Origin of the sequence: Streptomyces sp. NPDC048416 (genome assembly GCF_043200435.1) — a bacterium.
Classification (GTDB): domain Bacteria; phylum Actinomycetota; class Actinomycetes; order Streptomycetales; family Streptomycetaceae; genus Streptomyces.
The window spans coordinates 38,925-51,965 of the sequence record NZ_JBICXU010000029.1; the positions used below are offsets into that span (position 1 = coordinate 38,925).

The 13,041-nt window shown below is 70.7% G+C and carries 12 protein-coding genes; 2 read left to right on the forward strand and 10 right to left on the reverse strand.

Features of this window, described 5'->3' with window-relative positions; translation table 11 throughout:
- Positions 1-28 precede the first annotated feature (28 nt).
- On the reverse strand, positions 29-637 hold the full coding sequence (locus ACGFW5_RS28235; protein WP_393837117.1) for a histidine phosphatase family protein: 609 nt from the start codon (positions 635-637) through the stop codon (positions 29-31).
- Positions 638-1,153: 516 nt separating this feature from the next.
- Positions 1,154-1,585: a DUF2000 family protein gene (locus tag ACGFW5_RS28240; protein ID WP_393837118.1), complete on the reverse strand. Its 432-nt coding sequence runs from the start codon at positions 1,583-1,585 to the stop codon at positions 1,154-1,156.
- 49 nt (positions 1,586-1,634) lie between these two features.
- Between ACGFW5_RS28240 and ACGFW5_RS28245 the strand changes: the two genes are divergently transcribed.
- Complete coding sequence (locus ACGFW5_RS28245) at positions 1,635-2,435, forward strand: AraC family transcriptional regulator (RefSeq protein ID WP_393837119.1); 801 nt, start codon at positions 1,635-1,637, stop codon at positions 2,433-2,435.
- A 7-nt stretch (positions 2,436-2,442) separates the two neighbouring features.
- Here the strand turns inward: ACGFW5_RS28245 and ACGFW5_RS28250 are convergent, their stop codons facing one another.
- The 6 genes from ACGFW5_RS28250 to ACGFW5_RS28275 form a co-directional block, all read right to left on the reverse strand.
- Positions 2,443-3,090 (reverse strand): hypothetical protein, encoded by a 648-nt coding sequence (locus ACGFW5_RS28250; protein WP_393837120.1) that lies wholly within the window; start codon positions 3,088-3,090, stop codon positions 2,443-2,445.
- On the reverse strand, positions 3,087-4,334 hold the full coding sequence (locus ACGFW5_RS28255) for an MAB_1171c family putative transporter (RefSeq protein ID WP_393837121.1): 1,248 nt from the start codon (positions 4,332-4,334) through the stop codon (positions 3,087-3,089). The genes ACGFW5_RS28250 and ACGFW5_RS28255 overlap by 4 nt, the downstream gene beginning before the upstream one ends.
- A gap of 58 nt (positions 4,335-4,392) precedes the next feature.
- On the reverse strand, positions 4,393-5,043 hold the full coding sequence (locus ACGFW5_RS28260) for a toxin (protein ID WP_393837173.1): 651 nt from the start codon (positions 5,041-5,043) through the stop codon (positions 4,393-4,395).
- An 81-nt stretch (positions 5,044-5,124) separates the two neighbouring features.
- A complete protein-coding gene (locus tag ACGFW5_RS28265; RefSeq protein ID WP_393837174.1) occupies positions 5,125-5,592 on the reverse strand; it encodes a hypothetical protein in 468 nt (155 codons plus the stop codon).
- A 520-nt stretch (positions 5,593-6,112) separates the two neighbouring features.
- Positions 6,113-6,679, reverse strand: coding sequence for a DUF2165 domain-containing protein (locus ACGFW5_RS28270; RefSeq protein ID WP_393837122.1), 567 nt, complete (start codon positions 6,677-6,679; stop codon positions 6,113-6,115).
- A 152-nt stretch (positions 6,680-6,831) separates the two neighbouring features.
- Positions 6,832-9,195: a D-alanyl-D-alanine carboxypeptidase gene (locus ACGFW5_RS28275; RefSeq protein ID WP_393837123.1), complete on the reverse strand. Its 2,364-nt coding sequence runs from the start codon at positions 9,193-9,195 to the stop codon at positions 6,832-6,834.
- Positions 9,196-9,494: 299 nt separating this feature from the next.
- Between ACGFW5_RS28275 and ACGFW5_RS28280 the strand changes: the two genes are divergently transcribed.
- Entirely contained in the window at positions 9,495-11,294 is a 1,800-nt protein-coding gene (locus ACGFW5_RS28280; RefSeq protein ID WP_393837124.1) for an immunity 49 family protein, read from the forward strand.
- Positions 11,295-11,608: 314 nt separating this feature from the next.
- Here the strand turns inward: ACGFW5_RS28280 and ACGFW5_RS28285 are convergent, their stop codons facing one another.
- Complete coding sequence (locus ACGFW5_RS28285) at positions 11,609-11,770, reverse strand: hydrophobic protein (RefSeq protein WP_267054796.1); 162 nt, start codon at positions 11,768-11,770, stop codon at positions 11,609-11,611.
- Positions 11,771-11,836: 66 nt separating this feature from the next.
- Positions 11,837-12,856, reverse strand: a complete 1,020-nt coding sequence (locus tag ACGFW5_RS28290; protein WP_393837125.1) for a LacI family DNA-binding transcriptional regulator — start codon at positions 12,854-12,856, stop codon at positions 11,837-11,839.
- Between the last annotated feature and the right edge of the window lie 185 nt (positions 12,857-13,041).

The following is a 13,041-nucleotide window of genomic DNA, read 5'->3' on the forward strand; positions in this document are numbered from 1 at the left end:
CGGGGTACGGAGAGCTCCGCCGGAGGGGTCAGGGCGTGGGCTGCGGAGGCGCGGTGTTCCAGGCGGTGATCACCGGGCGGTCGTGCTCGCGGCCGAGCCGGGACATCGCCCCGGTGTCCAGGACGAACAGGGCTCCACCGGACGCCGGCAGCCCGAGGTAGCGGGCCGTCAGCACGCGCAGGAAGTGGGAGTGGGCGAAGAGGACGACATCCTCGTCACCACCGCGCAGCGCGGACGCGACCTCGGCCAGCACCCGGTCGGCGCGCTCCGCGACCTCGGCCGGGCTCTCCCCGGGATGACCGGCGGGTCCGAGGGCGACGCCGTCGGTCCACAGGTTCCAGTCGGGGCGGTCCCGGTGGATCTCGGCGGTGGTGACGCCCTCATCGCCTCCGTAGTCCCATTCGTGGAGATCGGGAGTAATGCGCGCGCTCTTGAACCCGGCCAACTCGGCGGTGTGGAGGGCCCGTTGGAGCGGGCTGGTCAGAGCGAGCCCGATGGGCCGGCCGGCCAGCAGGGGCGCGACCGAGCGCGCCTGCTCTTCCCCACGTGCCGTGAGCGGCAGGTCGGTGTAGCTCGTGTGCTGGCCCGACAGTGACCATTCGGTCTCCCCGTGACGTACGAGGATCAACTCACCCATGGTTGTGCATTCCGTTCTTCGTGTGCGTCCTTTGGACGGACCGCCCGGGTCGTACGCGAAGTGAACCCTGGAAGGGCCGCGAGCATTCCGGACACGCGGGCGTGTCGTACGTCGGATGGATCACGTCGGACGGATCACGTCGGCCGGGACGCGGGACGCGGGCCTGGGGAGGCGGGGCACGGGCGCCGGCCTCGGGAGGCGGGGCATGGGGGCCGGGCCTCGGGAGACGGGGCATGGGGGCCGGGCTCGGGAGGCAGGCCTTGGGAGGCGGGCCTTGGGAGGCGGGCCTCGGGAGACGGGCCAGGGGAGGCGGGACACCGGTCACAGGAGGAGGGGGCGGGGCGTGGAGCGGCAGGCGGGGCGCCGCCTTGCGAGGGGGCCGGGCTGCGGTTCGCGCTCGTGTCCTCCCTCGCGCGGGCCCTCGGCGGCGGGGCCGAGGCGCGGGCGGGCCCGGGCGGAGGGTTCGCGGTGACGGTGCGCCCTCCCTGACGGCGTACGGGCGTACGGGCGCACGGGTCACGGGTGCATGCGAGCGCCCTTGAGGATCTTGTCGACCGCGTTGCGCGGTCCGTAGACGGCGATCCCCACCAGATCGAGGTCGGCCCCCCGAACCGCGCGGACCGCGGCGCGGTTGTCCGCGTCGTTGCCGGTGCTGAACATGTCGCTCGTGAACACCGCGCGCGGAACATCGCGGCTCAGGGTCCGCGTGTGGGCGGCCCGCAGCACCTCCTTGCCTCCCTCGAAGACCATGACCGGCTGGCGGAACAGCGGCAGGTACGCAGTGGCGTCGGCGTCGGCGTACGGTTCGCCGATCGTCTCGGGCAGCTCCGTGCCGAGGCCGCTGACCAGGAAAGCCGTCACATTGAGGCGCTGCCAGGTCTCCAGGTCGTCGCGCAGCAGGACGGCGATCTTGGTGTCGAAACGTACGGGCGCACTGTCTGATGTCATGGACTGAGACTGCCGGACCGGCGATCGCAGGGTCTTGTACGTTCCTTGCATGACGGCAGGACAGGAGATCTCCGCTTGGCGCCCCCGGGTCGCGGGAGTCGTCGAGGTCTTTCACGCCCGGTTCACCGAGCACTCCTACCCCATGCATGTCCACGACAGCTGGACCCTGTTGATCGTCGACGACGGTGCGGTGCGCTACGACCTGGACCGCCACGAACACGGCACCCCGGGCGGCGCCGTGACCATCCTTCCGCCGGACGTGCCGCACAACGGCTCGCCTGCGACCGCCGACGGCTTTCGCAAGCGGGTCGTCTACCTGGAGCGGACCCAGCTCGACGACAGCCTCATCGCCCCCGCGGTCGACGGACCCGACGTGCTGGACGCCGTACTGCGCCTGCGTGTCGGGCAGTTGCACACCGCGCTCGGTCGCCGGGGCGAGGAGTTGGAGGCCGAGAGCCGGCTCGCGCTCATCGCCGAGCGGCTGCGCGACCATCTGCGCCCGAGACAGGTGGCCGGGCCGCGGGCGCCCGGCCGGTCCATCGCGCGGCGCCTGCGGGAAGTGCTCGACGCCCGTGTCGTCGACGGTGTGACCCTTGCGGAGGCCGCCCTGCTCGTGCACGCGCACCCCACGCATCTGGTGCGTGCCTTCACCGCGGAGTTCGGCATCGCGCCGCACCAGTACCTGACGTCCCGTCGGATCGAGCGGGCCCGTCGGCTGCTGCTGGACGGTCGGACACCCGGTGACGTGGCCCGCGCCACCGGCTTCTACGACCAGTCCCATCTCACCCGCCACTTCAAGCGGATGGTGGGCGTGGCGCCCGGCCGCTATGCCCGCCGTGACGCCACCTGACGCATGATCAGACGAACAGGAACGCGGCCGACGTGGCCGCGCCCAGGGCGCCGCCCGCGACCGTCTGCATGACCGTGTGGTAGCTCAGGACGACCCGCGACCAGCACACCGCGACGGTGATCGCATAGGCGAGCAGCCACCACGGGGAGTGCACCACCGCGAGCAGCGCGACGACGGCGGACGCGACGGCGGAGTCCACCGAGATCTTCCAGACGGTGTTGACCGCCAGCAGGAAAATGGTCATCACCCACAGGGCGAGCATCGCGGTCAGGATGCCGGCCGGTGCGTGGCCGAGCACCATGACGAGCGATCCGGCGCCGATCGAGCCGAGGATCACGAAGAAGATCGGTGCACGCTTGGTGCGGTCGACGACGTGCCGGTCGCCCCAGGTGCCGCGCTTGCGCTCCCATTCGATGTAGCCGGCCGGGATGAGCCCGGCGCACAGCGCGCCGAGCAGCCCCCACAGCAGCCCGGTCCATTCGCCGGCCGCGGCGAGCCCGATCCCGAGCATGCCGACGAGGAGCACGTTGCGGGGCTGTAGGACGTCGGTGACGGTGCGGGCGGTGGCCGTCGTGCGGGCCGTGGCCGTCGTGCGGGTCGCGGTCTCAGTCGCGCTCTCGGCCTCGGTCTCGGTCTCGGTCTGAGTGTCGCTCACGCGGTCTTCTCCAGGGAGTTCAGGACCCCGCGGGCCCGTTCGCCGTTGACGGTACGAAAGGCGGCGGCCACCCGTACCAGGCGGGCGACTTCGCCGTCCTGGTCGGTGGCGTGCTTGGTGTCGACGGCCGCGGCGTCGCCTGCCGTGGCGCCGTCGGCCTTGGCGGCGAGGGCCGCCTTGATCCAGTACGCCTCGGCCAGCGGTCCCGGGTCCTGCGCGGTCGGGCTGTCGTGGGAGGCGGCCCGTTTGGCGGCCGGGAGCAGACCGTCCGGCACGTAGTGGCGCAGCTTCTCCACGGCGTCCGCGATGTCGGCGGCCCAGCGGTCGATCCGCAGGTCCGCCGGAGTGCCGAAGCGGGTCAGCTCCCTGGTGAGCGACGCCGGGGGCTCGAAGGGCTGGTCGGGGAAGGCCGTCATCAGTTCCCGCCACAGCGGGTGCAGTCTGGCCTGCGCCCGCCACAGCCGCACCCGGCGCCAGCCCTTGCTGAACGCGGGGATCGAGGCGCCGAGCGCGAAGAACGCGAACAGGACGACCTGGGCGGCTTCGGTGACCTCGTCGAACTTCAGGGCGAAGGCCGGGCTCGGCTGGTCGATGACGCTGACCCACAGGAACAGGGTGCGGCTGACGGTGTAGCCGACGCCGATGAACATGGCGAACGTCATCATGCCGAGCCCGATACGCAGATGACGCGCCACGGCGCCCGCGGTGGCGAGCGCCCACTGGTAGGCGCAGACCGCGGAAGCGGCACCCAAGTACAGGTAGAACACGGTCATGTAGAGCGTGGCGCCCCACTGGCCGGCGTGGTCGGAGACGAACCGGTCCGAGGCGTAGGAGCGGTCGACGACGGTGAAGAAGAGCACGGTCAGCAGGATCAGCGTGGCGACGGAGGCCTTGGTGGCCACCTGCTGGATCAGCCGGGCGAACCGCACATGGCGGGGGATGACCCCGCCCTCCGGGAAGTGGCCGTAGATCGCGACGATGTAGCTGAGGATCGCCAGGATGGCGATGGTCGCCGTGTAGTGCTTGATCAGTACCGCCAGGTCGACCACGGGGCTGTTGTTGAGCCCGATGCGTACGGCCTTCGTCTTGGTCCACAGCGCCACGGCGAAGCCCGCGTAACAGCCCCACAGGGCGCGTCTGCGTTTGTCCTCCTCGTCGCCCCAGAGCGCTGCGGGCATCCTCCACAGGGCGACGGCAGTCATCAGGCCGGCTATGAGATAGCCGGCAAGGTCCAGCGCTGTCACGGGTATTCCTCGGGGTCACGTGGCGGGACGGAGGGGACGGTGAGGGAGACGGACGGGGCTATGAGCGGCGGAAGAAGCCGCGGCGGCGGCGGTGCGCGACGGGACGGGAGAGGGAGTTGGCGAGCCGTCCGACCATGTCGTCGCTCGTCACGTCGCGGGCCAGCCGGGGAATGAGCGAGGCACCGAACTCGGCGATCCGCTCGTCGTGGGTGTCGTACTGGGCCCGGGCCTGGACGGGGCCGCCGGAGCGGATCGCCTCGGTGACCGCGGGAGGCAGGCCGTCCGCGTCGGCCGCCGCCGGGTCGGGCCGCCCGACCGGCTCGTCGGGGGCCAGAACCGCCTCGTCGGGGGCGAGCACACGCTGGATCAGCGAGGTGTTGAAGACGGGGAGCAACTGGCGCAGCTGCGTCGCGCTCAGGGTCGTGCCGTGGTCGAACCACTCGTGGCACAGCTCGTGCAGGATGACGTGCTGGGTCTGGTAGGCGGTCGGGCGCCGTCGGTAGAGCACGAAACTGGTGCCGCCCGACTTGAGGCGCAGGCCGCAGGCGGCGTTCACGCGAGCCAGCCGGTCGGGCAGTTCGTGCAGCGTGATGGTGCGGCCGCGGGCCTCTTCCATGTTGGCCACGAGAGCGGGGATGCTGAAGGGGGCCGGGATGGGCAGATCGGCCAGTCCGGCTTCGCACTCTCTCCGCAGCTCGCGCAGGGACATTGAGACCTCTTGATCGTAGTCACGCGTGTGTGACATGCGGTCTGCGATCCTAGCCAATCATCGTGAACACCCCGCGGCCCGCTACCCGGCCTGTCCGCCAGGGGCGGCTTCGGGCCCGTTGTCCCGCCCGTCCTTGCTGTCCTTGTTGTCCTCCAGGAGTGAGAGGACGAACTGGAGCAGTTCCGGGTCGAGTCCGTCGTCGTCGATGCCCCGGCCGGCCAGACCGCTGATCTCCCCGGTGCGCCGTTTCGCGAGGAACTGGAGCCCCGCCACGACGTCGTCGACCACCTCGGACTCGTCCTTGAAGAAGCGCCAGTCGACGCCGAAGCCGAGCCCGAGCGCCTTGAGGATCTCCTCCGACGGGTGGGTGACCTTGCCGGCGAGGATGTTGGAGAAGTAGCTGTGGGAGAGGGAGCCACCGCGCTCCTTGACGAGGTCGGCGAAGACCCGGCCGGAGATCTTCTCTCCGGGGAAGGTCTTGTCCACCATGTACTCGACCTTCTGCCGCAACGTCCTCAGTTCGGGAGCGCGCTCTTCGCCGTTGTCCATCAGGGTCCCCACGTCCACGTCCACGTCCGCCGCTCGTGCGCTGCCCGACGACGCGCGATGTTCGATTCGGTCAACGGATTGGTACTTTAACCGACCTTGGTACAAGAGCCCCGGCCGATGCGCGGGCCCTCGGCCATGGAGGCTGGGTGACAAACCGGAGCAACTTGCTTCGTGGTCAGAACTGGACTTGCGGAAACACTCTACGTCACTGTTAACTCGAAAAAACACGAACAAGGAGCCACGAGGGGAGTTCCTTGCTCGAAGTGGCCGGTGTGCCCTGCGTGCTTCGACGCGTAGCGGCGGATCGGTCATGGCAAGCAGGTGTAGCCCTTCGCGACGGGGGACGCGCGAAGGGCTACACATGCATTATGCACCTTGTCTGTCCACGTAGTGAACCGCTTCCGCTGAAGCGCCGACCGGATCCGCCCGGTCTCCGCTCGCATACGACCGATCGTCGAGCCGGCTCAAGCGCGGTGACGGCACGGTGTCCGGTGAACACCATCAGTCACCGGCAACCGCCTTATTCAGCCGATGAGTTGGCGCCCGGCAGATGGACGAGTACGAGGACGAGGCCCGCCATCGTGAAGTTGCGGGCGGCGGCGTCGAGCCCGTTCCAGGACTTGGACTGCCACATCGCGAACCACTCCCCGCCGACCGCTATGAACCCGGCGCCGAAGAGCACCAGCACCATCAGCAGCCCCACGGTGCTCAGCCGCCTGGCGCGATCGAGCCCGGTCCGGCCGCGAAGCCCCGCCACCCATCCGACGACCGCCGTGACGAGCACCAGGGCCGCCACGGTCTCCCACGCGATGATCAGGACATACGCGATGTCCTGGAGCGTGTGCGAGGTGATGGCCCGCCACATGAGGTCCGGGTCCTTGAACGTCGTGTCCATTGCCAGGACATGACGCACGAACTGGCGGTTGGTGTCGAAGTCGGTGATGTTCCCGAAGGCGACGAGCGCCATGTACAGCGCGACGATCGCGGTGAGCAGCGCCGCGGCGAGCGGCAGCGCCGGGAGCCGGGCCGCACCCCCGGGCCGTGCACCGCCCGCGCCGCGCGCACCGAACCTGAGCCTGGAGGTCATCACGGACTCCCTTGTCGTACGGACCGAATCGATTCCTGCACCGGACGCACGGCCGTTGCGTGCGCCCGCCGTTCAGCATGCCCATCATCCTGACGGACATCATCCCGGCGGGCGTCACTGAGGCTCAGGAAGATCAGTCGGAACCGGGCCGGTCAGCCGAGCCGGGTGAGCTTCGCGCCGAACGACGGCTCGGACAGGTCGTCCTTGAGCGAGACCGGCACCTTCACCTCGCCGGTACCCGTGCCCACCGTCAGCGTGCCGACCGTCGTGCCGGCCTTCGCGCTGTGCGGCAGCTTCCCACCGCCGTCCGTGAGCTTGATCGCGACGGAAGCGCCGGACCAGACGGGGACGGCCAGGTCCTTGTCCGCCATGACCGGGACCGTGCCGCCGAGACCGTCCTCGATCCGGCCGACGACCTCGCCCTTCTTCACCACCGTCTCGTTCCTGAGCGCGTTGCCGGCCGCCAGGATGAGGCTCTTGCTCGCGTCGGTCGCCGTCTCGATGATGCTCGGCTTGTGCTGGCCGAACACGGCCCCGATGATCAGCTGTTTGCTGTCGCCGACCGTCTTCTCCGCGGCGAACAGCAGATTGCCGCCCGCCTTGGTCGTCGAGCCCGTCTTGATGCCCACGACGCCGTACAGCGGGACGAGCGAGTTGAAGTTGCGCTGCGTCCGCGCCGTCTCGACGGTATTGCCGCCGGACGTCGTGGTCGAGGTGTACGAGGGCAGCCTGGTGATCTGCCGGAACGCCGGGATGGCCATGGCCCGCCTCGCCAGGCCGACCTGGTCCTCCGCCGTGCTGACCGTGCTTTCCTTCAGGCCGCTCGCGTCCGTGTACGTGGTGTTGGTCATGCCGAATTCCTTGGCGGTGTCGTTCATCTTCTTGATGAACGCCTCCTCCGTCGACGCGTCCCAACGAGCCAGCAGGCGGGCCACGTTGTTGGCCGAGGGCAGCATGACGGCCTGGAGGGCTTCCAGTTCGGAGATCTGCTGCCCCGCCTTGACCTCGACCACCGACTCCTTCTCCGTGACGCCGTTGGTGTAGTCGTCCTGCGCCTTCTGGTCGACCGGGATCATGGGCCCCTTGTCGCCGGCCTTGAGGGGGTGGTCGCGCAGGATCAGGTACGTGGTCATCACCTTGGCCACGCTGCCGATGGGGAGCGGTTTCATCTCCCCGTACGAGCCCATTCGGCCGAGGCCCGCGATGTCGACCACGGCCTGCCCCTCCGTCGGCCACGGCAGCGCAAGGGCGCCGCCGTCGGCGGTGTGGCTCGCCGCGGTGGTGAGCTTGAGCGTCGGCGCCGGCAGCGGGCGCAGCGCCTGGACGACCATGAGCACGATGGCGAGCAGCACGACGAGCGTGCCCCAGATCTTCACCCTGCGCGCCGCCGTACGGGCCGGGGTCTCGGCCTTCGGCGGCGTGTTCGTGAGCTGAGCGAGCAGGTCGAGCGGGGGCGGCCCCGCCGCGCCGCCGGCCCCGGACGCGCTCGCGGGTGCCGCGGCGGGGGCCGGCGGCCGGGTCAGCGCCATGGTGCGGTCGTCGGACGCGCTGGGGGGCGCGCCGAACTCCCGGGTGCGCTCCGATCCGCCGACGTCTTGGGCGGGTGTCCTGTCGGCCCATGACGGTGCGGGGGCCGCGGTGGCGGGGCGGGGCGCGACCGGGCGCGGCAGGTCCGGCTTCAGGGCGACGAACTCGCTCGTCCGCTCGGAGTCGGACTCCTTGCGGGCGGCCTCCGGGGCCGGCCCGGCCTGGGTCTGCGTGGCCTTGGGCTGCCCGGCCTGGGTGTGCTCGGCCTGGGTGTGCTCGGCCTTGGCTTGGGCGGCCTTGGGCTGTCCGGCCTGGGTGTGCTCGGCCTGGGTGTGCTCGGCTTTGGCCTGCGCGGCCTGGGTGTGCGTGGGGCGCGTGTCTGCCCGACGTTCAGCGGCCGGGCCGCCGTTCACCGGACGAGCCTCGCCCGGCCGAAGCGCCTCGGACGCCTCGGGTGCCTCGGGTGCCCTGGGCGACTCGGAAGGGGTGGCGGCCCTGGGGGCTGCGCCTGCTTCCGGTCGCTCGGGCGCGTCGGAGGCTCCGCCCGCATGCGGCGCCTTGGGCACGCCGGGGGTTCCGCCCGTTTCGGGAGCTTCCGGTGCCGCGGACGCGTCGCGGCTTCGGGCCGCCTGCGGCGCTTCCAGTGCTCCGGGCGTTTCGGGTACGCCCGGTTCGGACGCTTGAGGGGGCACGGGAGTCGCGGGAGCGTCGGGAATCGCGGGCGCCTCGGACGCCCCGGGCGTTTCCGGTGTGTCGCGCACTTCGGACGTTTCCGGTGCGTCGGGCGCGTCCGCGTCGGACGGCTCCGTCGGCGTCGACGCCTGCATCGTCGGGGGTGCACCGGGCGGATCGTCGTGCTGTGTGGGCTGCTGGTCCTGTGGCGGGGCGCTGGGCGACCCCTTCGGGCCGGCCTCGCGGTCGTCGCCGCCGTCGTTCTCGCGCTCCGCGTCGGACATTCCGTCCGCCTTCGCGCCGTTCTTCTGGTTCATACGCAGTGCAGCCCGCCTCGCTGATCTCGCCCTGTGCTGTCGGCCGCCGGCCTGCCAGGTCAGACGAAGCGGCCCCGTCGGCAGCACTCGGTTCCGAGGCGATCCGGAGCCCTTCGCGGCTCCGGTGGCCGAGCGAGCACCCTCACGATCGCACGTCCGTGTGACCAAATGGTGACAGAGCACAGCAGGCCTGTCGTGTGCCACCGTCATGCCCCGCCCATCGCCGGCTCGGCGCACTGTCAGACCCCCTTCCTATGCTGGCAGGGCAAGATCGAACGGGGACGTGCGGGGAGGCAGCAGTGCGGATCGAGCGCCATCGAGTCGGCGCGGCGGCGCGTGCCGCCGCTGAGGCCGATTTCGCGGAGCGGATCACGGGGGACGTGCACCGGATGCGGCACGACGAGCATCCGGCGCGGGGCTGGCGGGCCGTGGCCGACGCCTTCCTGGACTATCTCGGGGCGCGGTCCCTGCGGCTGCCCGCCCTGGCCGGCAAGGACGCGGAGGTCGCGCTGGGCTCCGCGGCGACCGCGGCGGCGGCCGCCGTGCGGCTGGCGCGGTTTCCCGGGCGGCAGTTCGACGTGTTCATCGACTATGCCGGGGCCGGAGTGTCGTACGGCGGGGCGCTCGGGCACGGCGAGGGGGACGCGAAGCGCGGCAGACAGGTCGCCGCCCACGAGTGGCTGGACGGGCTGTATCTGGCGATCGTCGCGCGGACGGTGGGCCGTGACGCCGATGTGTTCACCGAGGCCGCCCCGCCGTGGCGTGGGAACGAGGGGCGGGCCGATGTGGCACTCGTCCACGCCTTGATGGCGTACGTCCTTGAGCATGAGGAAGGTCCGGACGAGTTGGTCATGCCGGGTCCGGTGCGGGGCATCGAGAAGTGCGCGCTGATCGACATGGTGGTCGCGACGCTCGGCGAAGGGGACGACTGGCCCGGTCATCGAGCCGCCTTGACCACCCTGCGCGCTCTGGCGGCGGGCGACGAGCAGGGCTTCACCCGGAGCCTGGCAGCGCAGCTGGAGCAGTACCGCGATCGCGTGGCCACAGAAGGCGCGGCGCCGCGCAGCCTGCTCGCGCTCGACGCCATGGCGCTCATGGCGCTGGCCCACCGGTGGCGGGGCTGGCGTCCGAGCATCGAATCCGGCTACCTGCCGCGGGCCGTGGTGACCGGTTTCCCCCCGGGCATCCCCCGGGTGCGGGCCTACGGCCGGGTCAAGCGCGCCGACGCACTGGCCGCGCTCGCCGCAGGCCTCCTGGTGGTCGAGCGGCCGCCCCACCCCCGCACGGCACACTCCACGGACCCCTGCGTGTACGACGACTTCGCGGAGCGGGAGATGGCGCGCTTCCACGACCTCGACGAAGATCCGAAGGTGCTCGCAAGGGATCTGACATCCCTCATGTCGGACCAGCGGCGGCGGTTCCTTGCGCGGGCGGCGCTCGATCCGGCCGGGGCGGATCCAGCTCTGTACGAGGCCCTGTCGCTGGCCGCCGAAGCGGGCGCGGGAGCCCTGCGGGTGGCCCGGGCCCAGCCGGGCGCGGAGGTGGAGGTCTCCATCGGCGGCGCCACGCGCACGCTGCCCGCGTGGCGCGGCTCCTATCGCCCCAATCCGCACCAGTGGCAGCAGGCCGTGGCGTTGGCGCTGGCCGTCGGCGCGCGCGGGCCGCTGGCCGACTGCGTCCTGATCGAGCCCGAGTTCTTCGCCGAGGGCGACCAGCCGTCACCGGGCGGGGCGTACTGCGCGGCGCTCCACGACTATCTGCGCGGTGTCGCCCCCGAACCGGCGATGGACCACGCCCTTGAGGTCTTTGCCCGGACGGGCGGCGGCAGTTTCCTGGCTCCGCCGATCGTGTTGCTGTCCCAGCTGGTCCAGGGCGACCAGCAGGGTTTCGCCCTCGCCATGGCGGACGCCCTGGAGGAACACCGTGAGCACTACACGGTGGGGGACCGGGGCAGGGACGTGGAGGCGGCCGTCAACCTCGATGTGCTCGGGCTCGCCTGTCATGCCCGCCGTATCGGCTGGCGTGTCCCGCTGCGGTCGCCCTATCTGCCCGAGGGGTTGCTCCGCCCGTGCTCAGGACGCGAACGTTTGCCGGGCTGAGTGGGTCATTTCGTGGAACGGTGGCGAGCCAGGCACGCGAATCCGCCGGACCTTGTGCGGGACGGTATGGGGCGGGAGCATGTGTGCGCAGGCCGTCGCCCAAGCAATTCAATCGCCTGTCTCCCGATCCGCCTGTTTCCCGATCCGCCTGTTTCCCGATCCGCCTGTTTCCGGATCAAAAACAGGCGCGCCGCATTTCACGCACGCGCATGGTGGCAGGGCATGTGACGCGCCCTCGGCATACGTGTGGGCTCCACGCCCTTTTCTGCGGCGTGGAGCCCACACGTCGTCATGTGCTGACGGCCGGCCTGCGGCTACCAGCGATACCAGCGGCCGCTACCTCCCTTGGGACGGGCAATGAACCCGACGAGCCATACGACCAGCACGATGATGGCGATCCACCACAGTGCCTTGAGTGCGAAACCCGCACCGAAAAGGATCAGAGCCAGCAGAAGAACGAGAAGCAGGGGAACCATAGTTATCAACCTCCAAGCCACCGAATGCCCCCCGAACGCCACTCCACACGCCCGCGACGCATGTGTTTATCGATGCCTTATACGGGAAGTGTGAATCCCCTTGCCGGAGCCGCGCACGATGAGCCGGGTCAGCAGGACGACCGAGCGGGGAGCGGAGCGGTCGCCGTCGATCCGGGCGAACAGGAGGCCCGCAGCAGTGGCGCCGAGCGCGACCGGGTCCTGGCTGACGACGCTGAGCGGTGGGCTGAGCCGGTTGGCGAGCGGGAAGTCGTCGAAGCCGACCAGGGCGACGGGGTCGGGCCCGCCGAGTCCGTCCATCACGCCCATGGTGATGAGGTCGTTGGTCGTGAACAGTGCCGTCGGGGGATCGGGAAGCGTCCGTAGCTCGGCCAGGGCGGCCGCGGCATCGGACTGCGAACGCAGTTCGTGGCGTACGAGGGCGGAGTCCTCGGGTATGCCGTGGGAAGCGAGGGCGTCGCGGTAGCCGGCGTGGCGTTCGCGCTGGGTCCAGATGTCGAACCGGTCGCCGAGATAGGCGATCCGGCTGTGTCCGTGGCCGAGCAGATGACTGACGGCCCGTTCGGCCCCGGCGCGGTTGTCCACGGTGACGGTGTCGACGGGCAGCCCGTTCGCGGGCCGGTCGACGCAGACGACGCAGGTGCCGCCCTCCATCGGCTGCTTGAGGAAGCCGTGGCTGCCGTTGGTCGGCACCAGGATCAGGCCGTCCACCTGGCGGGCGGTGAAGGCGCCTATGACCTCCCGTTCCCGGCTCGGTTCGTCATTGGTGCTGCCGACCAGCACGAGAAAGCCGCGCCGATGGGCCTGGTCCTCGACGGAGCGGGCCATGAGCGCGTAGAACGGGTTGGCCAAGTCGTCGACGACGAGCCCGATGGTGGACGTGCGCAGGCTCTTCTGCCGCAGATTGCGGGCGTTGTCATTGCGCTGGTAGCCCAACTGCCGCACCGCCTGCTCGACTCGGGCAGCGGTGTCCGGTGAGACCCCCGGCTCGCCCGAGACGGCGCGCGAGACGGTCATGGGGCTCACTCCCGCCGCGCGGGCCACGTCCTTCATCGTCGGGCGCTTCACGAGCCTCCTCATCGACCGGTCCGTGCCCTGGTCCCGCACGGCGACGCGTCGATGATGGCAGACGCCGCCCCACGTCAGGCGACCCGCGGGACACCTGGGGCGGCTGCGCCCGAGCAGCCCGAAAGACCACTTCGGATTGGTAACGTTCCCAGCATCGGGCATGAACCGCCCCGTGCAGCTGATGG